This window comes from Paradesulfitobacterium aromaticivorans (assembly GCF_054657415.1).
In genome coordinates this window covers 1,238,951-1,259,024 of the sequence record NZ_BAAHYT010000010.1, presented here as the reverse complement: position 1 = coordinate 1,259,024, position 20,074 = coordinate 1,238,951, and the positions used below count along the sequence as shown (strand labels likewise).

The window sequence follows — 20,074 nt, the reverse complement described above, 5'->3', positions numbered from 1 at the left end:
TCCTTTTTACTCTCACCCTTCTATCATTTTTGCCCATACCTTTTCGGCTAGTTGATAAGGATCTTGTTGGCCGCTTTCTAACCAACTCTGGGGAATCTTAGACCAGAGGGTAAGAAAGATATCCTTAGCCTTTTCTTCAAGATGACGCCATATTTCCCGCTGAAGCTGCTCCTGACGCCGGTGGATTAATTGGCCGCTTTCCAACAGAAAACTCTGGTGTTCAGAAATTTTTATTTTAAGGTCATCAAGCCCTTGATTATCCAACACACTGGTCATAATCACCGGTGGACGCCAAGCCTGGGGTGCTCCGCTCATCTCTATCATCATTAAAATATCATTTTTCAGGCGTTCAGCACCGGGCATATCAGCCTTATTAATCACAAAGATATCAGCAATTTCCATAATGCCAGCTTTAATTGCTTGGATTCCATCCCCGGTTCCAGGGTTTAAGACGAGCACCACAGTATCGGCCAGCTGCATGATTTCAATCTCGGATTGGCCGACCCCAACGGTCTCTACCAACAGGGTTGTATAGCCACCGGCTTCCAAAATCCGGAGAACGTCTGCCGTAGAGTCTGCTGCTCCGCCAAGATGCCCTCTGGTCCCCATGCTGCGAATAAAGACATTTCGGTCTGTACCATGGGCTTGCATCCGGATGCGATCTCCCAATATAGCGCCTCCGGTCAAAGGACTACTGGGATCTACTGCGATAATCCCTACTCGTTCTTCTTGGCGGCGATACAAATGGGTTAAGGCTTCAACTAAAGAACTTTTTCCGGCACCTGGAGAACCGGTGATGCCAGTCACAAAGTGTTCTCCACTGCGGGTATGAGAAAGGATACTAGGCATAATTTTGGAGCGGTCTACGTTATCTTCTACCCAAGAGATGAGTTTAGCAATAGCTCTACGGTCTTGTTGAAAAAGCTTTCCTAACCATTGATCGATTATTTCTTGCTTCAAAATTCTATCCCTGCCTTTGCTGCGATTCCCTCTTGAGCTTAAAGTTAACCTAACTTTCCTTAATAATATGCTTACTAATCACAATACGTTGCATTTCACTGGTTCCTTCGTAGATCTCAGTGATTTTAGCATCCCGCATCATGCGTTCAACAGGGTATTCCCTGATATATCCATAGCCTCCATGCATTTGTACGGCTTGAGTTGTTACCCACATTGCGGTTTCCGAAGCAAAGAGTTTAGCCATAGCCGAAGCTTTGGAGACTGATTTATGCTGAGAAGCAAGGTATGCAGATTGATAAACTAAAAGCCTGGCAGCCTCGATTTGAGTAGCCATGTCGGCTAATCTAAATTGCATTGTCTGGAATTCAGACAAGGTTTTGCCAAATTGCACTCTTTCTTTAGCATATTTAAGGGCTTGCTCATAAGCACCTTGGGCAATGCCAAGAGCTTGAGCAGCTATACCTATGCGCCCATAATCCAAGGTTATCATAGCAATTTTAAAGCCTTGTCCTTCTTGGCCCAGTAAATTTTCAGCCGGCACTCGAACATTATCGAAAACTAATTCATAAGTAGCCGAGGAGCGGATTCCCATTTTTTTCTCTTTCTTACCAAAGGAAAATCCAGGCATGCCTTTTTCTAAAATAAAGGCAGCAATCCCTCTATTCCTTTTGCTTTTATCCATTTGAGCTGTGACGATATAGATTTCCGCTTCAAAAGCATTTGTGATAAAAATCTTAGACCCATTTAGAATATAATCATTACCATGACGAACTGCAGTGGTGCGTGTTGCCGATGCATCAGAGCCAGCCATCGCTTCTGTTAAGCCAAGAGCACCTAGCTTTTGGCCGGTTGCCAACGGAACCAAATACTTTTGCTTCTGCTCTTCCGTACCGAAGATGTTAATAGGATTGGCGCAAAGACTTGAGTGGGCAGAAACAGTAACTCCGACGGATGCATCAACGCGGGAGAGTTCCTCCACGGCGATAGCATAGGAAATATAATCTGCACCTACACCGTTGTACTCCTCCGGGATAGTAATCCCTGCTAAACCGAGTTTGGCTAGTTTGTCCCAAATCTCGCGTGGAAATTCTTCCCTTTCATCCCGCTCGCCAGCTCCCGGAGCACATTCTTTTTCGGCAAAATCACGTACCATTTTACGCATTAATATATGCTCTTCATTTAAATCAAAATTCAATTAATTCCACCTCCGCTTTTAGCAAAAAACAAGGTTTTTGATAACGCTTTTCGTTAAATTCCTAATCGAAATATAATCCGTTCCCAGTACACTTAAGAACTTATTTGAACGAAAGTGAATGCGTATCAAGATGGCGCGCTGCGTCATTAGCTTAATTTCTGAATAGCCTCAAAACCTTTTTCTAAAGCAGCCCGGTTTAGGGGGATAAGATTATGACGGTGTTCTGGCAACACTTTTTTCAACGCCTCAATCACCGAGTCTATGGCCACAGCCCCTGTTAACTTAAGAAAAGCCCCCAACAAAATTATATTTGCCACACGATTGTTACCCAATTCTAATGCCAAGTCATTAGCAGGAATTTCAAATATTCGCATTCCCGACCTAAAGTAACCTGAATCGATCAGAGAAGAATTAATTATCAAAATCCCACCGGGCTTAACAATAGGTCCAAACTTCCCCAGTGAAGGTGAGTTGAGCACGATGACCGTACTAGGTTCTGAAATGACGGGCGAACTTATAGGCTCGGTAGAAATAGTTACAGAACAATTGGCAGTCCCACCTCTCATTTCCGGACCATAGGAGGGGATCCAGGCCACATGTTTATCTTCCAGCATCCCTGCATAGGTTAGGAGTTTGCCCATGGCCATTATTCCCTGACCGCCGAATCCAGCGAGTATGATTTCTTCCAACATCAGCCTTGCACCTCCAGGGGGAGCTTGTATTCACCTAGCGGATAGTAGGGAATCATGTTATTCTCCAGCCATTTCATGGCTTCATCCGGAGTAAAACCCCAGTTGACGGGACAGGTAGACAGCACCTCGACCAAGCTAAACCCTTTGCCGTCAAGCTGTACCTGAAAGGCCTTTTTGATAGCGGCCTTAGCCTTGATAACGTTGACATTATTGTTGACAGAAACCCGTGCTATGTAAACAGCACCGTCAAGAGTAGCCAGCATCTCAGCTACACGGATGGGAAAACCCTGAACAGCACTCCTCCGTCCATCGGGAGTCGTGGTTGTCTTCTGCTCAATTAAGGTCGTAGAGGCCATTTGGCCTCCTGTCATACCAAAAATGGCATTATTGACAAAAACCGTGGTTATCTTCTCACCCCTAGCGGCAGCATGTACAATCTCAGCTGTGCCAATGGACGCCAGATCGCCATCCCCCTGATAAGTAAAGACAATCTTGTCGGGGTGTACCCTCTTGATACCCGTAGCTACCGCCGGTGCCCGTCCATGAGCTGCTTCCTGCATATCTAGGTTGAAATAGTTATGAGCCAAAACCGAGCAACCTACCGGGCTCACACCGATAGTCTCCTCTCTAATATTTAATTCGTCTATGACTTCAGCTATTAAACGGTGAATAATGCCGTGAGTACAACCCGAGCAGTAGTGCATATTTTTTTCTGTCAATGTTTTAGGTCGGTCATAAACAATTTTCATCATTGTTTTTACCCCCTTTCGTGCTTAACTTAACAATTTCGTTGAATATGGCTCTTGCAGTAGGAATCATTCCCCCTACTCTTCCGTAGAAGGAAACAGGCAGTCGACAGTTAAGCGCCAACTTTACATCCTCAATCATTTGACCCATACTCATTTCCACAGTCAAAATTCTAGACGCCTGAACACAAGCAAGGTTTAACTCCTTCTCAGGAAAGGGGAATAAGGTAATCGGTCTGAATAAACCTGCCTTTATTCCCTTTGTACGCGCTAAATCAACAGCGGCCTTGCAAATTCTAGCCGTGGAGCCATAGCTAACAACGATCACCTCTGCGTCAGCGGTTTGATAATCTTCCGCCAAGGTTTCCTGCTCCTTCATCAGTCTGTATTTCTCAAATAGTTTCAGGTTAAGCCCTTCCAACTCTTCCGGCTCTAAATACAAAGTTTTAATCTTATTGGGCTGGCGTCCCTTGGCCCCGTCGGTAGCCCATGGTTTTACCGGCAAATTCTTGACCTCCATTGTAGGAAACTCCACGGGTTCCATCATCTGTCCTAAAATACCGTCTCCCAGAATCATCACAGGGTTACGATATTTATCCGCTAGGTCAAAGGCCTTGACTGTCAGATCCGCCAATTCCTGTACAGAGGCAGGTGCAAGAACAAGTAAATGATAATCTCCGTGACCGCCCCCTTTGACGGCCTGAAAATAGTCCGACTGGGCCGCCTGGATTCCGCCCAAGCCCGGCCCACCTCTAACTATGTTAATAATTACGCAGGGCAGCTCGGCCGCAGCCATAAAAGAGATACCCTCCATTTTTAGGCTTATACCCACGCTTGAGGAGGAGGTCATTACCCTGGCACCTGCTCCTGACGCCCCATAGACCATATTAATAGCCGCAATTTCGCTTTCCGCCTGCAGAAAGACCCCTCCGACCTCCGGAAGGCGCTTAGCTAGGTAATGAGGTAGTTCGCTTTGGGGAGTGATGGGGTACCCGAAAAAATAACGGCAGCCCGCCCGGATAGCGGCCTCTCCCAAGGCCTCATTTCCTATCATCAAAACCTTTGCCATTTAAATCTTCTCCTCCTTCCTCACAGTAATCACCTGATCAGGACACATTCTATAGCAGTTGCCGCAACTGGTACAACTACTCTGGTTCACAACTGATGCGGGGTGATAACCTAATGTGTTTAAATGTTTGGTGAATTCAATAATCCCTTTAGGGCAGGCAGTCATGCACAACCCACACCCTTTACAACGCTCCTCGGCGAAAATAACCTTGTTTTCCACCTTTCTACCCCTCTTTTACAAATCAAAATAATAAGCTTAGTCAAGATGAATGCCATTAATTCTGCTGATGCGATTAATCCTCTCCTCAGCCATGCGATCAGCTGCTCTATAGGTAGGAATTTTCTCGCTTTTGGCAATCTCAATCACTTTGGCGATGTTGTCATAAATACTCTCGACTCTCTTTAAAGCTCGCTCATAATTGTAACCTTCTAATTCGTCAGCTATATTGATAAGCCCCCCTGCATTGATAACATAGTCTGGTGCATACATGATACCTCTGTTGTGGATCTCCTCGCCGTGACGTTCCTCTTTCAACACGTTATTGGCCGCCCCAGCAATTATCTTAAACTTAAACTGAGGAATAGTTTCATCGTTGATTACGGCACCCATTGCACAGGGAGCAAATATTTCTGCCTTAACTCCGAAAATATCCTTCGGGTCCACAGCCTTAGCCCCAAACTCGTCACACACCCGTTTGACGTTCTCGTCATTAACATCTGTGACAATCAACTGGGCCTTTTCCTCATGCAAATAACGGCAAAGATTATAACCTACATTGCCAAGACCCTGAACAGCGATGGTTTTCCCTTGCAAGGAGTCGCAACCGTAAACCTCTTTTACAATAGCCCTCATACCATACCAGACCCCCCTGGCCGTCATGGGGGACGGGTCGCCCGAAGAACCGGAGGTAGTCGAAACTCCGGTAACATAATTTGTCTCCAGACGAATCCACTCCATATCCTGAACACTTGTCCCCACATCCTCAGCAGTTATATAACGACCGTTGAGAGACTGGACATAGCGTCCAAACGCCCGGAATAGTTCCTCACTTTTATCTTTTTTGGGATCCCCCATAATCACCGCTTTACCGCCGCCAAGATTTAATCCGGCAGCCGCGGCCTTGTAGGTCATACCCCTGCCCAGCCTAAGAGCGTCTAACACAGCATCATCTTCACTGGCATAGGTCCACATCCTCGTGCCCCCTAGGGCTGGACCCAAGGTGGTATCATGGATACAGATGATGGCCTTCAAACCCGAAGTCTTGTCTTGACAAAAAACCAGCTGCTCGTAATCATATTTCTCCATGTATTCTAAGATCTTCATTTCAAATTCCTCCTATCGTATTTGGATAATATAGTGTACAGCAAAATTCATGCCAATATGGGAAGGACGTCCACAGCACATAATCTTAGCTAAACTCCCCCACCACAAAAATTTACCCTGCAAAAAACTGCAGATATTGAACAAAAATGCCTGCAATAAATTGCAGGCACAAGATTAGTAATTAGTAAAGTCCACGCTTTTCCATTTTGTAATACAGGTTACGTACTGAGATCTTCAGGAGTTGGGCTGCCTTAGTCTTGTTCCCTTCGGCAATTTTCAGGGTTCTTATAAGCAAGTCTTTTTCCCATTGTGCATAAGACTCCTCGAAAGTTTGCCCAAGGTATAAGTTCGGTTCCTCATTCGCTGAATCAGAAGCTGTCTCCACATGGGCTCTCAACTGGGGTAGATGTTGGTCTTCTATAATGGTTTCGTCGCTGCGCATATTTATAATTGCCCGTCCGACAAAGTTCTCCAGTTCCCGCACGTTACCCGGCCAAGAGTAGCTCACGAGCGTTTCCAAGGCTCCGGGACTGATTCCTTCCACACTACGGCCAAATTCCTGGTTAAATTTACGGATAAAGTGATTGGCCAAAAATTTGATATCCTGTGCGTGATGGCGCAATGGCGGGATAAAAATTGGAAATAAATTTAAACGGTAGTATAAGTCCTCGCGAAAAACACCGCCCTTAATTTTCTCTTCCAGATTGGCGTTGGTTGCGGCAATTACCCTGACGTTCACCGCGATCGGCCTATTGTCTCCAACCCGGACTATCTCCTTTTCTTGCAGTACCCGCAGCAGTTTGGTTTGCAATCCAGAACTGATATCCCCAATTTCGTCCAAAAACAAGGTTCCCCCATCGGCCTCCTCAAACAAGCCTCGCTTGCCCCCTCTTTTGGCCCCGGTAAAAGCCCCGTCTACATAGCCGAATAGCTCACTCTCCAAAATGCTGTCGGTCAGGGCTGCGCAGTTGACCCGAATGAAATGGCGATTAGCACGGTTGCTGGCGTGATGGATGGCATGGGCAAACAATTCCTTCCCAGTACCACTTTCCCCCCTCAATAGAACGGTTGCCGAAGTTTGGGCGGCATTTCTAGCCTTTTCCACAGCGTTGCGGATAATTTCACTCTCCCCAAGAATATCCGAGAAAGTATACTTTGATTCTAAATGTCGAATCCAACGTTTGGCCTGTTCCAGCTCTTCGGATAGTTTCCTTAACTCAGAAACATCATGGATCACTCCTACACTGCCCCTAAGTTTGCCGCCCACGATGATAGGGGAACCGTACACCAGGACTTCCTTCCGTTTAGGACCCACTTTCATTGGGACGCCTCGCATGCGTTCCCCGGTTTTGAGCACCTTTAAGTGCACGCTCTCACCTTCGGCGATGTCGACAGTGGCCGGCTTATTAATCACATCTTCTTCGGTCAAACCAGTTATCCTAGTATAGGCAGAGTTGATAAGGATACCCACCCCATTTTCGTCCACCACGGAAATTGCATCCTGAGTCGCTTCAAAAATTGCGTTCAACAGTGTCCTTATTTCCTGGAGGCTGCTGATCTGTTCCTTTAGACTTTTCACTTCTGTATTATCCCTAAATATTGCTACAGCGCCCACAACCTTCCCGGTCTTGTCGCGAACGGGAAAACGATTCGTAATTATAGTTGTGTCTCCTAGCCTCTGCAGTTGGTTTAATTCCTCTGTCTCTGTCTGGAGCACGACCGGAAGCCTGGTGTTGGGGATAACTCGGCGTACATCCTTGCCGACAGCCTCATCACCACCGGTAATGAGCCTTCGGGCAGCGGAGTTAAAGAACGTGATTTTCCCCTCACAATTCACAGCTACCAGAGCGTCGGCAATATGGTTCAGTATAGTCTTCAGTTCGAATTTGCCAAAGTCCATGATATTTTTTACCCCCTGGCCTATTGCCGTCCAAACCTTACAGGGAGCACTGTGGCACCGCCAAATAACTCTTTGATAATACTGGCCCGGGGCACAGTAATCAAAGACAGTAGCTTCTGTAGGATTTCCTGTCCTTCAGGCTCACCGGCGCCCATTTGAGCCCATTGATCCAGGGAAGCAAAACCATCCATTTGAGTTACTAGCCAATATTCCGTGGGGCTAAGCTCATGGATCGTCTGAAAAAGTTTGACAAAATAACCGCGTTTTCGCCAGTAAGGAAGTACAACATTTAACATAAATTGCTGGACGTCACTCGAGTTACCCAACGGGTTGAACCATTCCACATGAAACATGCGCTCAAAACGTCCACACCATTCAACATCGGGTTCTAAATCGATAAGCACGCTGGCCCGGGCTTCCCCAACCATGCCGGCCAAACAGGACATAATTTCCTGTCCTTTGGCGTCTTTCATCGTTCTGCTGTCCCAGCCATCGATGTCCCCGACTTTCTCTATTTCGGTCACAAACCAAAACTGTCTCGGTCCTAAACCATATTGGGTAAACAAAAGATTTAACTTGAAATTTCGCTCCCGGAAAAACGGAAGAGCTGTATCACGGAAATATGCCTCTACTTGTTTAGCCGAGTTATTTTTGGCGTTAAACAGTTCCACATGGTACATCCGCCGGTTGTTCATGTTTCATCCTCTCCCAGTAATGTCTAGATTGGTTAAGTTTCAAACAGAATTATAACTTTGGGAACGGAACCTCGATCACCAGTACATCTGACGGGGCAAGGAAGAAATGGGTCTGTCCGTCCGGATTACGGTAATGCTCAATGTGAAAGCACGGCGGATTCTGATGCACCTTTAATATTAAGTTCGAAGTATAACACGAGGGATCAAAGCTTGCCGCCACGACTTCACTCACTATGAATGAATGATCGCCGGTGGGGGTAATGGAAAGGACCCGGCACTCCAAATGAGCCCGGCATTCCTCGATTAAAAGCGGTCGAACTTTCTGGGCAGGCGAGGTTTTAAGACCCGCATACGAAAGTCTCTTTACCCCGGGTTTAAATCATAAGAACATTGCACCAGGCGCGCTCGGCTAACTCCAATCCTGGTACATTGATGACAAATTCACGGTGCCTATCGATATTTTCCAACGAATGCTGTTTCTGGGGTTTGGTCACAAGCGCCAAGCTCCGCTATTTCAGATACACGGCAAACTCCTTGCAAAAGCTTTCGATGCGTTCGCGTTCGAACTGATCCATTTGATAAGAAATGGCCCGGCAATAGTCACTGGCAATAACACCCCTTTGTTGGAGGATTATCTTTTCAGCTTTAATGATTAACTCCACCCCCTGCATCCAGTAAGAAATGTACGGTAACAATCGGGTGTGCAAGGTAAGCATATCTGCTATTTGACCCTGTTCATATAACCGGTATAACTCCACATAAATCTCAGTAAAAGAACAACCCGGTTGGAGCCCCGCAGCTCCCCGCTTTAGGGCATCAGGCATTTGCACGCCTGCGTAACCGACAAGAGCACTTAATTGGCCGCCCGAACCGTTCACCAAAGCAGATACATAAGGCCCAGGGGGTTGGGCTTCAACTTTCACAAACTGCAGGTTGTCGTGTTCCTGTTTGAGGCGCAAAAATACGCCCGGGTCGACCTTTACTCCCGTCTGGAGAGGAGCGTATTGCACAATCAACGGAATTTGCACAGCCCGCAGAACTCGTTGCAGGTGCTGCAATATCCCTTCTTCACTCACACCCAGGAAAAAAGGCGGCAGTACCATCAGTGCATCAGCCCCTGCCGCCTCCGCCGCTTGGGCTCGCCGTACGGCAACTTCCCAGGAGTGATCGGTAATGGAGACAATTCCAGCCACCGTGTCCGAAAAAGCAGTGTACCTAAGCATTGTCTCTTGCATTATTTGCTTTTCCGCCTCGGTCAGTTTATAAAACTCTGTGGCCAACCCAAAGAGAGTTAAAGCTCGCGCTCCGCTGGACATCAGGTGTTCCACCAAAGACTGGAAGCTATCGACATCTAATTCGCCTTTGTTGTCAAATGGAGCGGCCACGATCGGGCAAACACCTTTGATCTCTTTCATAACTCAAGACCCCTTCTTGTACGCGTTGCCAGTTTGCGGGCGTTTACCCACCGGCTACGGCTCTCACCATCGCTACTACGTCACTGTCCCGGAGCAACCACACTGGTTTTTCTTTATCATCAATTCTCCTGCCGTTGACCGCAACCAAAACATAAGGAGCAAAAATCTCTTCGCCAACTTTCTGACTTAAAAGTTCCATGAGATCCAGCACCGTAGAGCCATCGGCTAGATTCACCGTGGTTTTTCGGACAGAAGCAATTCCGCCAAGCCCCCCACCTAAGCGTACAGTCACTTGGATCAAAGGAAACTCCCTCCTAATTAGAAATTAACCATTTCTTTATAATCCTGAGCCAGTCTCCGGAGGTCCTCCCACCGACCCTCGCTGACCAGTTGGGGGGAAATAAGAGATGAACCTATTCCTAAGCCCTTGGCCCCTGCCTGCAGAAAAGAGCGCCCATTAGCAAGGGAAATTCCACCAGTAGCTATCATGGGAATATGCCCCAGCGGTCCTTGGAGTTCCTTAAAATAGCCGGCCCCTAAACTATTGGCCGGAAATACTTTGACTAAATCAGCACCCAGGCGGTAGGCGACTGCAATTTCCGTCGGGCTCATAGCCCCGGGCACAACTGCAACACCCAAGGCAAGGCATTTTTTGATAACCTCCGGCACCATAATAGGCGTCACAATGAACCGGGCCCCCGCATTAACTGCTTCCTCTACCATATCCTCCGTGGTCACTGTCCCGGCACCCAATAACATTTTAGTGCCGATAACATCGGCCATTTGTCTCAAAATCTTCAGGGCTCCTTGGGTATTGAGCGTGACTTCCGCCACCCTAATTCCACCCTGATATAAAGCTTCTAAAATGCTCTTTACATCTGCCTCTTTAACATGGCGCAAAATGGCGATGATTCTCTCACTTAAAATTAGATTCCGGACCTCTTCTTTAGTAAGTTCTGCCATCTTAGTCTCTTCTTTCCTACATAAAACTATTTCCTGACCAATCTCCCTATTCTTTCCAAACCTTCCTCGATTGCTGCTTGGGATGAGGCCAAGGATATCCTTATATAACGCTCCCCAACCGGCCCAAAAGTGTTGCCTGGTGCAACCGCCACCTTATGTTTCAGCAATAATTCCTTGGCAAAGGCGGTGGAATCCTGGGAGTTGACATCAACCCACAAGTAAAAAGCTCCCTGGGGATTCAGGTATGGGATTCCATAATGATCGAGGATTTCCCGGGCCAGCCGTCTGTTTTCTTTATAGGTATCGCGCATCATATCTACACAATCCTGCGAACCAGTCAGGGCCGCTTCCGCTGCCTTTTGCGCTACCCCTGGGGTACAGGATACATAAGCTTCCTGCAGTTTGGTGATTAAAGCAGCTACGTGAGGCGCTGCTACAGCATAACCTACCCGCCAGCCGGTCATGGCATAGGTTTTGGAAAAGCTGAAAGCACCCACAACCCGGCCGTCAGAATCAAACGATAAAGCACTGCTGTGTTGTCCTTCAAAGATAATCTTTTCGTAGACTTCATCAGAAATGACATATAAATCATGTTGGCGGGCAAATTCCACCAGTTCACGCATCAGTTTTTGCGGATAAACGATCCCTAGAGGGTTAGATGGCGTATTGATAACTAATACTTTGGTCTTAGATGTAAGGGCTTTTTCAATATTGGATAAATTGGGCAAAAAACCCTGTTCCGGATCTAATTGATACCGTTTGGGCACAGCACCTGCGCAAGCGATGATCATTTCATAATTTGGCCAACACGGATCAGATATGAGGACTTCATCCCCTAAATCCGTCAAAGCGCGCACAGCGCTGGAAACTGCTCCTACGCCGCCAACAGTAATGACAATATTGTCTGCTATTAAGTTCAAGCTGTAATCAGCATTGAGACGCTGGGCAATGATTTCCCGCAAAGACAAAATCCCGGCATTAGGTGTGTATTTTGTAAAACCGTCCTGCAAAGCCGTACAACCAGCCTGGACAATATGCTCGGGCGTGCCAAACAAAGGTTCCCCTACTTCCAGGCGAACAATATCCTTCATGCCCATAGCCAAATCCATGATGACTCTGATTCCAGATCGTTTTAAATCTGAAGCTAATTGCGATAAATCCGGCATCGTCGGACCGCCTCCTTGGTTATTTTTTTCTGTTATTATGTTCCTTCCCATACCATATTGTCTAACCCGGATAGGGGCCGGCACTCCCGCATGACCATCCCCAATTGTCCGACCTACATTGCTGCCTATTCCCCTACCGCCTCCAGAACGGGCAGGGCGTCCGACCAGAACGGGTAACCTTCATAGTCACCCACAACCGTAGTCGCCAAAGCTCCTACTAAATTGGCCAGGTACAGGGATTTGCGCAACGACCACCCTTGCAGGTAGCCAAAAACAAATCCGGCATCAAACCCATCCCCGGCTCCCACCGGATCAACATAACGGACAGGCTGGAAAGGCGGGCAACTGACCAATTCTTTTTCCTTTTTATGTGCTGCCACTGCCCCTTTAGCTCCTCGTTTGTGAACTACTAACTCTACCCCGGCCGCCCAAATTTCCGGCAGGGCTTCAGCAAGTTCTTTCGTGCCGTAGAGATAATTTAACTCACTTTCATTTAAAATAAGCAGGCTGGCCTGGGAAATAAACGGTGCCATAAACTCCCGTACTTTTTCGGCCGCAATCAATTTCAGTCTGATATTAGGATCAAAAGAAACCGGCACCTGGTGCTCGGCGGCTAATTCCAAAAGCCGGAGGTAAGCTTGCCGGCAGGAATCACTGAGGGCCGGCGTAATTCCGGTCAAATGGAGCAGGCGCACCCCCTCCAAGCAACCGGGATCGATATCGGCAGGAGATAGAGTGCTGGCCGCGCTCCCCTTTCTATAGTAATAAACCTTAGGGTCTGCCAGCCCCGAATATTCTTTAAAATAAATCCCAGTTGGATGATCTTCATCGGTTTTGACCAGAGAAATGTCCAAACCCTCGGCTTGCATCGCTGCCTTGATATACTCACCGAATTCATCTTGACCTACTTTGCTTATTAAGCCAGGACGCAAGCCGAGGCGGGCCAGGGCAATACTGAAATTCAGTTCTGCCCCGGCTACATATTTGCGAAACAAAGGTACATGCCGCAAAGGACCGGTACTGTCCGGACTGAGCAATACCATTGGTTCTCCACAAGTAAGCACATCAAAAGTCTTCAAGATTCGTCCTCCTATAACCTGATGTCCCGAGGGTTGCAACCACTATCTCCCCTTGGAACATTTTCGTCTTCTGTCGCTGCCGCTTACGACATAGGTTCTACCCGATCTGCCCTGCGGCAGCCAGTTCTGCGGCTACATCAGCTAATCCCAGTTTTTCCAAAGTTACTTGTTTCGGCCGGCTGGTGCGGACATCCCATTCATGAAGCGTGTAGTACTCGTCCAACATCCCGTCCAGTTCCTCCTGGGAGTTGACTGCAATGGTATCCGGCCGATCCGGGCTCGGTTCGTTCATTAAGCGCCAAGGCAAGGTGTCATCTTTCCTGGTAGCCCCAAGCCGGACATTATAGCATTTTTCTTGAGTAAGGATCCGACGTCCAGCCTGCATGATTTCCTCTTCCGTGAACTCTAACCCAGTAGCGACGCTATAAAGATCCGCCATCATCTGGGGACTGATACCGTACAAAGCCGTAGTAGAAAACGCACAGAAACCTAAAGCATCAGTCACGGCATAACAGTCTTCGTGCCAGCGCACGATTTCCGCCCGTTTGTCCGTAAGGTACGAATTGGCATATTTCTCATCGCCGGTAATTTTTTTGATCAGTTGACGGGCCTCTTTACTCATACCGAATTCAGCAAAAGTTTCCGTATGCAGATGATCACAGCCGCGGGGATTGACAGCAAAAGCCAAAGCATAAGCCTTCGCAGACCTGGTATCGACCCGCGATTGTTCAAGGCCTTTAGCCTGAACAGCCCATTTATACGATTCCCCGCCGGTGCGCTCGGCTGCCCGTTTGACCCCTTCCGCCAATAAATCACCGAAGCCCTGGCGGTAAGCGATTCTTTTCACCATTTCCACGACAGCCTGACCGTTGCCCCAGCGCAGATCTAAACCTTCCAGTTCCTGGCTGCCAATGACGCCTTTTTCATATGATTCCATAGCCCACTGAATCACGGAGCCGGCAGAAATCGTGTCCATGCCATAAATATTGCACAGTTCGTTAGCCTTGATCACCGCTTCCGTCTCCAAGACCCCGCATCCTGAACCTAAAGCGCTCATTGTTTCATATTCCGGTCCACCGGCGTGAGCCCCGGCAAAAGCTCCCTTGCTCACTGTACTGTAACGGTGACACCCTATAATACAGCCGTAGCATGCTGAGCGCCGTTTCAGATAGCCTGATTCTGTCAGGTTGTGCCCAGTCAAAGGATAGACATCGTCCACGCAGCTGCGCTGGAAATTATAGGACGGGAAGATCCGCAGTTCGTTCACCCCGTTCAGGCTGCCGGAAGTTCCGTAACGGCCCAAATCTTTATAACCGGAGTCCGCGGCTAAGCTGTCCCGCGCTTCGAGAACCAATTCCTGAAAACGATCCCCTCTGGCAGCAGCAACTGTTCCACTCCCTCGCACAGCAATTGCTTTCAGATTCTTGGAACCCATAACCGCTCCAGCTCCGCCCCGCCCGGCCGCATTATAGATAGAAAACATAATCGCAGCAAAGCGCACCAGGTTTTCCCCTGCCGGACCGATAGCCGCAGTTTGAATGTCCCCATCCCCAAATTCCTGTTTAATAGCCAGATCAGTAGCACGTACATCCAGTCCCCACAGAGCAGAAGCATCCCGGATTTCCACTTTGTCATCATCGATCCATAAATAGACCGGTTTTTCCGCCCGCCCGTGGATTACCAAGTGTCCATAACCAGCATATTTGAGTTCACTACCCCAGTGCCCACCGCCGCTTGTTTTTAAATAAAAATTGGTGGCTGGACTCAAACAAGTCACCGTGGTCCGACCGGAACTAGGAGCTCCGCTGCCAGTGAGCAAACCGTTACCAAAAATCAGGGCATTGTCCGGTCCGAGCGGATCAGTGCCTGCTTTCACCAGTTCCCATAAGAGCCGGGCATTAATACCACGCCCACCCAAAAACTGGCGTACCATCTCTTTACTGATTGCTTCCCGCCACCAGGTTCCCCTGGTGAGGTCAACGTGCAATATATCCCCGGCGATTTTCCGCATTTCTTTTTACCTCCGTTCCCGTGATTTGCCAAAGCATTGCTTATTCCAAATTCCAACCGGCGACCCGGGCTCGCCGTTTCTCGCGCACGGCATGTTCTAATGGTTCGTATTTAAGAGCTCCGGCAGGACAATATTTAACGCAGTTAGGGCTGCCGTCACAGAGGTCACAGCGCATAGCTGTGCCTTTCTGCGGATGTATTTCTATAGCCCCCAGCGGGCAGGCATTGACGCATTCTTTACACCCCAGGCAAATGTCTGCCGCTACTTTAGCGGCTCCGCTCACCGGATCATGTGTGATCGCCTCTACTGGACACACTTCTTCACAGACTGGCTCTTCACAATAAGCGCAAGTGACCGGAACATTTAAACATTTTTCTTCAAACCGGACCACTTTGACCCGGGCCAAACTGGGCGCATAAACACCCTCATGGACAAATGAGCACATGAGGGAACATTGCCCGCATCCCGTACATAACTGGGGGTCAACGGTAATGTATTTGTTCATTTTCATCCCTCCGATATTGAGTAGGATCTAGTTTTCGTACACATGTGGGGAAACCTTCTCAATCCACGGCACTGGATTATCCCGTCGGATCCGGGCTTGCAGGACTCCGGCCTCATCCACACGGCCCAATAAAACAGCACCGACTAATTTACCTCCCCTGTAAACTAATTTCCGGTAGGTGTTTTTTCCACTCTGGCTCTCGACATCCCAGTCACCTTGCGAACTCGGTCGTACGATACCCATAGATATATAAGGTAGACCTAGGATTTCCAAGGCATTGCGAGCTAGGGAACCTCGGCTATGCCTGACCCATCCCGCCATATTCCTGCCGGCTACCCTTCCCTGTTCGACGGCATGTGGCCAAATTGCCACGGTCCGGTATTCCCGACGGGTGATTTCATACGTGGCGGCCACATCCCCTGCAGCCCATACATTCGGCATTTCAGTTCTCATCCGGCTATCCACCGGCAGTCCCTGTTCCGCCGCAACTTGGGGCGGGAGGAAATCCAAATTAGGCTTGACCCCTTTGGCAGCCACTAACATCTGGCACGGTATCGTCCGGCCATCCGTCAAAATTATTTCTGCAACACCATGGGGTCCACAAATAACGCGTTCGAGATCAGTTTGCGTACTAATCTCAATACCATTGGCCAGCATCCGTTCACTGATTAATTTTCCGGCTTCTAGATCGGCTGCTTGGGACAAAACCGTCGGGGAACTGACGATCATATGCGCAGCGTAACCGGCTTCCCGCAACGCACAAGCCAACTTCACCCCGACCAAACCACCGCCAAAAATAACAACCGGAGCTCCGGCCCGAGCTTGGGCCATGATATACCGGGCATCCTCCAGCGTGCGCAACCCGGTAATTCCAGCTGTCCCGACCGGTATACCAGACGGAATAGTCGGACGGCCCCCGCTGGCGATCAAAAGGTGATCATAAACCAGAACGCTATCATCATCAAGCTTCACGATCCGTTGATCCGGGTCAAGTAAAACTGCTTTTTTGCCAAATAATGCTGTTACCCTCTGCTCCCGGAAAAAATCTTTACTTATTAAATAAAGATTCTCTTCCCGGACATGACCGGCAATCCAATGGGTTAACAAAACTTTGGAATATGGCAGATAATTTTCTTCCGATATCATGGTGATTTCCCCACTGGGGTCACTTGACCGCAGTGCCGTTATTGCAGCCAAACCCGCGATACTGCCCCCAATGATGATATATTTCTTAACCATCGAATCCGCCCTTCTGCTGACAATGTCCGGAGTTCGCCCCCACTCTTTGCAAGCTGATCAGCGCCGCCCGCCGACGCCTGGTCGTTGTAGCCATTCCATGACTCATACGGCTGGCCTGAAGCGCCCCGGTGGGGCAGAATGCGGCACATAAAGGTTCATCCCATTCCAGACATCCTTCACACTTAAGAGCGCGCCCGTCTTGCTCTAGCGAAGAATACCGATTAGGCCTAAGCGTTGTCCCTAAGGAGGGTATTGTCTCCTCTTCTGCTGCGGCATGGGGGAATCGAACCGCCCCAAATGGGCATTCCATCACACAACTACGGCACCCGACACACTTTTCCCGCTCTAAACGCACGATATTTTGTTTTTCGTCGATCATTAAAGCTTTAGCTACGCAAGCATCAACACAAAGGGGCTTTTCACAGTGCCGACAGATGTTGATTATCCTCTGTTCCTTCGCCCCGCTGATGTTTAGCAAAGGCAATGGCAAATCCCGCACCTGCCGGCGATGGTCTAGCCTAGCATTGGATTGTACCGGCCATCCAGGCTGTCCCTGGTCCCGAGCACGGCCTAATGCGCACACCACCTGGCATTGGCCGCAGCCGTTACATTTTCCTTCATCAACCCGTATCGTCAGCAAATTCGTACGTCCTCCGATTTATTTCCGTTCTGTTCGACTCTTAAAATTTAGTGTTTCTTAGTCTAACCGATCCAGCAAAGGCTTGTAAGTAGGATCCTTACTAAGCTCTTGCTTATGAGCCAGCGCTCCGGAGCGCAGAATTAAGGCCGTTTCCACCGCCCGTTTGCCCACGTCCTCAGCCGCTTTTACCGCTAAAAGGGCCGCTGTTTGCTTTGCCTCGGCCTGCTTGCTTAAAGCTTTGCGATCAATATCATTGCTGGTCCATCCTCCAGCCCCGATATAAGATTGCCACATATCCCCGGTAACCGGAATGGATTGCATCAACATAGCATGGTTAATAATTTGCGTCAAAGCATGCTCTTGACCGGAAAAAATGTGCGCTCCTTGAGCAATTCCGCCGATCACTTTTAAAAGACGGGGTAGTTTTTCTTCCCCCGGGTTAAAGAGTCCCTGGTATATAGCGAACATACTGTTACCTAAGCGATCGATAAAACACTTTAACTGTCCAGGAATCCCCATATGGTAAACCGGCACAGAGTAAAGCACCACATCAGCGGCCAACCAAAGATCTCTCAGTTCTTGAAAATCGTCTTTTAGACAACACTCCCCATCCAATTGCGAACAACGAAAACAAGACAGGCAAGGACCTACTTTTTTAGCCCGGAAGGAATACTCCTTAATCTCAACTTGTTCCGGAGCCACCGCCTGTGCCGCTGCCAGAGCCTTAGTCAGCAAAAAGCTGCTGTTTCCCTGGCGAGGGCTACCAGAAATACCCAACACGTTAATCTTTGACAAACGTTTCACCTTCTTTTTCTTAGCATTTAAGTACAGTATGATTTTAGGATTCTATTAAGCAATCCCAACGCCAGCCATCATTAAGCCAAGACGGTCTAAATCCACCTCGTCCCGCCGGAAGCGCCCCACCACTTTTCCGTGGTACATCACAATCACGGTGTGAGATAACTCTAAGAGCTCATCCAAATCACTGGAAACAAGGATCACACCTACCCCATTTTGGGCACTTTCCAATAGTTTTTTATGCACATATTCTGTCGCAGTAAAATCCAACCCCCGAGTCGGCTGACAGGCAATAATCAATTTGGGATTTCCCAACATCGTCCGGGCCATGATCACTTTTTGCTGATTACCACCGGATAAATTACCGATAGGAGTATCAGCCGAGTTGGTTTTCACGGTATAAGCCCTAATCGCTTCGCTGGCCTTTTCATCGATGACCCGGGACTGGACAAACCCATAGCGGGAATATGGTTCCTGGTTCACCATATCAAGAACCAGGTTTTCCGCCACACTCATTTCACTAACCATCCCGACGGTATGCCTGTCTTCAGGAATATAGCCCATACCGGCCAAGCGCCGTTTACCCACGCTCCATTTGGTGATATTTTGTCCACCCATCCGAAGATCACCGCTGCGGGGATGGTGCAATCCCACCAAAGTTTCCGCCAGCTCATTTTGACCATTACCGGCTACTCCAGCTACACCTAGAATTTCACCGGCAGCCACAGTCAGGGATACATCTTCCAATTGCACTTGCCCATTTTCATCGTTCACAGTTAATCCGGTAGCTTCCAGGACCGGCTCAGCCCCGGCCGGCAATTCCTGGCTTCTTAAAGGGGTGATCCAATCCCGGTCCACCATCATCCGGGCAATTTCCTGAGGCGTTGTTGCCAGTTTGGAGACTGTATCGACGTGTTTACCGCCCCGTAAAACGGTAATATTATCACAAATCTCCATAGCTTCCGCGAGTTTATGCGTTACCAGAACTACTGAATAACCGCGGTTTTTTAAGTTCACCAAAAATTTCAATAAAGACTCAGCCTGTTGTGGGGTTAATACTCCGGTAGGTTCATCCAGAATTAAAACCTTAGCCCCTTGGTATAAAGCCTTAAGGATTTCTACTTGTTGCTGTTCTCCGATAGACAGGGTTTCAACCCTGTCCCTTAAACGCACTTGAAAACCGTATTCGGCTATAATTTTCGTGATTTCTTGTTCAGCTTTTTTCCACTGCGGGAAAATATCCCTCCATTTTAAGGTTGGCATGACTATATTTTCCAACACTGTATGATTAGCAATCAAGGAAAAATGTTGATGAATCATGCCAATTCCTTTTTCGATGGCCAAACGCGGGGACCATTTGGCAGGGACCTCGGATCCCTGTATGAAAATCCGGCCACTGTCCTGGCGATACATACCGTATAGAATATTCATCAAAGTACTTTTGCCGGCTCCGTTCTCCCCTACCAGCGCCCGGATTTCCCCCGCTCCCAGGGTAAATGTTACATCATCCAACGCCAGCACACTGCCGAAGGATTTATTGATACTGAGCATTTCGATCACAGGCTTGGTCTGGGTATCATCCTCCACTGCCTGTATAGCCTCCACCCTGGCGCCCATAAACTTAACCTCCTGTTTTCCCGGACCGGGGCCGTACTCAAGCCGGCCAGAAGTCGGCATG

The 20,074-nt window shown here is 48.5% G+C and carries 20 protein-coding genes and 1 pseudogene; all 21 read right to left on the bottom strand.

Going from position 1 to position 20,074, the window contains the following annotated elements:
* Nucleotides 1–12: 12 nt before the first annotated feature.
* The 21 genes and pseudogenes from meaB to ACYQ2N_RS11785 all read right to left on the bottom strand — a co-directional run bounded on the left by meaB (nucleotide 13) and on the right by ACYQ2N_RS11785 (nucleotide 20,013).
* Nucleotides 13–960 carry a methylmalonyl Co-A mutase-associated GTPase MeaB gene (gene meaB / locus ACYQ2N_RS11885; protein ID WP_459999434.1) on the bottom strand — a complete coding sequence of 316 codons (948 nt, stop codon included), beginning with the start codon at nucleotides 958–960 and terminating at the stop codon, nucleotides 13–15.
* Between the two features lie 49 nt (nucleotides 961–1,009).
* On the bottom strand, nucleotides 1,010–2,155 hold the full coding sequence (locus ACYQ2N_RS11880) for an acyl-CoA dehydrogenase (protein ID WP_459999433.1): 1,146 nt from the start codon (nucleotides 2,153–2,155) through the stop codon (nucleotides 1,010–1,012).
* A 146-nt stretch (nucleotides 2,156–2,301) separates the two neighbouring features.
* On the bottom strand, nucleotides 2,302–2,847 hold the full coding sequence (locus ACYQ2N_RS11875) for a 2-oxoacid:ferredoxin oxidoreductase subunit gamma family protein (RefSeq protein WP_459999432.1): 546 nt from the start codon (nucleotides 2,845–2,847) through the stop codon (nucleotides 2,302–2,304).
* On the bottom strand, nucleotides 2,847–3,596 hold the full coding sequence (locus tag ACYQ2N_RS11870) for a thiamine pyrophosphate-dependent enzyme (RefSeq protein ID WP_460000527.1): 750 nt from the start codon (nucleotides 3,594–3,596) through the stop codon (nucleotides 2,847–2,849). Before ACYQ2N_RS11870 ends, ACYQ2N_RS11875 begins: the two co-directional genes overlap by 1 nt.
* Nucleotides 3,580–4,662 carry a 3-methyl-2-oxobutanoate dehydrogenase subunit VorB gene (locus ACYQ2N_RS11865; protein WP_459999431.1) on the bottom strand — a complete coding sequence of 361 codons (1,083 nt, stop codon included), beginning with the start codon at nucleotides 4,660–4,662 and terminating at the stop codon, nucleotides 3,580–3,582. The genes ACYQ2N_RS11870 and ACYQ2N_RS11865 overlap by 17 nt, the downstream gene beginning before the upstream one ends.
* Nucleotides 4,663–4,881: a 4Fe-4S dicluster domain-containing protein gene (locus ACYQ2N_RS11860; protein ID WP_459999430.1), complete on the bottom strand. Its 219-nt coding sequence runs from the start codon at nucleotides 4,879–4,881 to the stop codon at nucleotides 4,663–4,665.
* Between the two features lie 36 nt (nucleotides 4,882–4,917).
* Nucleotides 4,918–5,985 (bottom strand): Leu/Phe/Val dehydrogenase, encoded by a 1,068-nt coding sequence (locus ACYQ2N_RS11855; protein ID WP_459999429.1) that lies wholly within the window; start codon nucleotides 5,983–5,985, stop codon nucleotides 4,918–4,920.
* A 181-nt stretch (nucleotides 5,986–6,166) separates the two neighbouring features.
* Nucleotides 6,167–7,885 (bottom strand): sigma-54 interaction domain-containing protein, encoded by a 1,719-nt coding sequence (locus ACYQ2N_RS11850; protein ID WP_459999428.1) that lies wholly within the window; start codon nucleotides 7,883–7,885, stop codon nucleotides 6,167–6,169.
* A 20-nt stretch (nucleotides 7,886–7,905) separates the two neighbouring features.
* Entirely contained in the window at nucleotides 7,906–8,580 is a 675-nt protein-coding gene (locus tag ACYQ2N_RS11845) for a hypothetical protein (RefSeq protein WP_459999427.1), read from the bottom strand.
* A gap of 49 nt (nucleotides 8,581–8,629) precedes the next feature.
* A pseudogene (locus ACYQ2N_RS11840) lies at nucleotides 8,630–8,941 on the bottom strand (flavin reductase); the annotation flags it as partial.
* Nucleotides 8,942–9,089: 148 nt separating this feature from the next.
* Nucleotides 9,090–9,995, bottom strand: coding sequence for a dihydrodipicolinate synthase family protein (locus ACYQ2N_RS11835; protein WP_459999426.1), 906 nt, complete (start codon nucleotides 9,993–9,995; stop codon nucleotides 9,090–9,092).
* Nucleotides 9,996–10,038: 43 nt separating this feature from the next.
* Nucleotides 10,039–10,287, bottom strand: coding sequence for a MoaD/ThiS family protein (locus ACYQ2N_RS11830; RefSeq protein WP_460000526.1), 249 nt, complete (start codon nucleotides 10,285–10,287; stop codon nucleotides 10,039–10,041).
* A gap of 26 nt (nucleotides 10,288–10,313) precedes the next feature.
* Nucleotides 10,314–10,958, bottom strand: a complete 645-nt coding sequence (locus ACYQ2N_RS11825; protein ID WP_459999425.1) for a bifunctional 4-hydroxy-2-oxoglutarate aldolase/2-dehydro-3-deoxy-phosphogluconate aldolase — start codon at nucleotides 10,956–10,958, stop codon at nucleotides 10,314–10,316.
* A 26-nt stretch (nucleotides 10,959–10,984) separates the two neighbouring features.
* Entirely contained in the window at nucleotides 10,985–12,124 is a 1,140-nt protein-coding gene (locus ACYQ2N_RS11820; RefSeq protein WP_459999424.1) for a pyridoxal phosphate-dependent aminotransferase, read from the bottom strand.
* Between the two features lie 125 nt (nucleotides 12,125–12,249).
* Nucleotides 12,250–13,203 (bottom strand): sugar kinase, encoded by a 954-nt coding sequence (locus ACYQ2N_RS11815; RefSeq protein WP_459999423.1) that lies wholly within the window; start codon nucleotides 13,201–13,203, stop codon nucleotides 12,250–12,252.
* Nucleotides 13,204–13,300: 97 nt separating this feature from the next.
* Nucleotides 13,301–15,214: an aldehyde ferredoxin oxidoreductase family protein gene (locus ACYQ2N_RS11810; RefSeq protein WP_459999422.1), complete on the bottom strand. Its 1,914-nt coding sequence runs from the start codon at nucleotides 15,212–15,214 to the stop codon at nucleotides 13,301–13,303.
* 40 nt (nucleotides 15,215–15,254) lie between these two features.
* Nucleotides 15,255–15,719, bottom strand: coding sequence for a 4Fe-4S dicluster domain-containing protein (locus ACYQ2N_RS11805; protein WP_459999421.1), 465 nt, complete (start codon nucleotides 15,717–15,719; stop codon nucleotides 15,255–15,257).
* A 27-nt stretch (nucleotides 15,720–15,746) separates the two neighbouring features.
* The gene (locus ACYQ2N_RS11800) at nucleotides 15,747–16,958 is read right to left on the bottom strand and encodes an NAD(P)/FAD-dependent oxidoreductase (protein ID WP_459999420.1); all 1,212 of its coding nucleotides are present in this window, start codon (nucleotides 16,956–16,958) and stop codon (nucleotides 15,747–15,749) included.
* Nucleotides 16,951–17,598 carry a 4Fe-4S dicluster domain-containing protein gene (locus ACYQ2N_RS11795; protein WP_459999419.1) on the bottom strand — a complete coding sequence of 216 codons (648 nt, stop codon included), beginning with the start codon at nucleotides 17,596–17,598 and terminating at the stop codon, nucleotides 16,951–16,953. Before ACYQ2N_RS11795 ends, ACYQ2N_RS11800 begins: the two co-directional genes overlap by 8 nt.
* 57 nt (nucleotides 17,599–17,655) lie before the next feature.
* Nucleotides 17,656–18,393 carry a flavodoxin family protein gene (locus ACYQ2N_RS11790; protein WP_459999418.1) on the bottom strand — a complete coding sequence of 246 codons (738 nt, stop codon included), beginning with the start codon at nucleotides 18,391–18,393 and terminating at the stop codon, nucleotides 17,656–17,658.
* Between the two features lie 54 nt (nucleotides 18,394–18,447).
* On the bottom strand, nucleotides 18,448–20,013 hold the full coding sequence (locus tag ACYQ2N_RS11785) for an ABC transporter ATP-binding protein (protein WP_459999417.1): 1,566 nt from the start codon (nucleotides 20,011–20,013) through the stop codon (nucleotides 18,448–18,450).
* Nucleotides 20,014–20,074 lie beyond the last annotated feature (61 nt).

What these genes read in the sequence shown, in the direction of transcription:
- ACYQ2N_RS11810 (WP_459999422.1), bottom strand. Translation starts at nt 15,214, where the DNA reads ATGCGGAAAATCGCCGGGGATATATTGCACGTTGACCTCACCAGGGGA.
- ACYQ2N_RS11805 (WP_459999421.1), bottom strand. Translation starts at nt 15,719, where the DNA reads ATGAACAAATACATTACCGTTGACCCCCAGTTATGTACGGGATGCGGG.
- ACYQ2N_RS11870 (WP_460000527.1), bottom strand. Translation starts at nt 3,596, where the DNA reads ATGAAAATTGTTTATGACCGACCTAAAACATTGACAGAAAAAAATATG.
- ACYQ2N_RS11845 (WP_459999427.1), bottom strand. Translation starts at nt 8,580, where the DNA reads ATGAACAACCGGCGGATGTACCATGTGGAACTGTTTAACGCCAAAAAT.
- ACYQ2N_RS11835 (WP_459999426.1), bottom strand. Translation starts at nt 9,995, where the DNA reads ATGAAAGAGATCAAAGGTGTTTGCCCGATCGTGGCCGCTCCATTTGAC.
- ACYQ2N_RS11785 (WP_459999417.1), bottom strand. Translation starts at nt 20,013, where the DNA reads ATGGGCGCCAGGGTGGAGGCTATACAGGCAGTGGAGGATGATACCCAG.
- ACYQ2N_RS11850 (WP_459999428.1), bottom strand. Translation starts at nt 7,885, where the DNA reads ATGGACTTTGGCAAATTCGAACTGAAGACTATACTGAACCATATTGCC.
- ACYQ2N_RS11820 (WP_459999424.1), bottom strand. Translation starts at nt 12,124, where the DNA reads ATGCCGGATTTATCGCAATTAGCTTCAGATTTAAAACGATCTGGAATC.
- ACYQ2N_RS11875 (WP_459999432.1), bottom strand. Translation starts at nt 2,847, where the DNA reads ATGTTGGAAGAAATCATACTCGCTGGATTCGGCGGTCAGGGAATAATG.
- ACYQ2N_RS11855 (WP_459999429.1), bottom strand. Translation starts at nt 5,985, where the DNA reads ATGAAGATCTTAGAATACATGGAGAAATATGATTACGAGCAGCTGGTT.
- ACYQ2N_RS11825 (WP_459999425.1), bottom strand. Translation starts at nt 10,958, where the DNA reads ATGGCAGAACTTACTAAAGAAGAGGTCCGGAATCTAATTTTAAGTGAG.
- ACYQ2N_RS11865 (WP_459999431.1), bottom strand. Translation starts at nt 4,662, where the DNA reads ATGGCAAAGGTTTTGATGATAGGAAATGAGGCCTTGGGAGAGGCCGCT.
- ACYQ2N_RS11800 (WP_459999420.1), bottom strand. Translation starts at nt 16,958, where the DNA reads ATGGTTAAGAAATATATCATCATTGGGGGCAGTATCGCGGGTTTGGCT.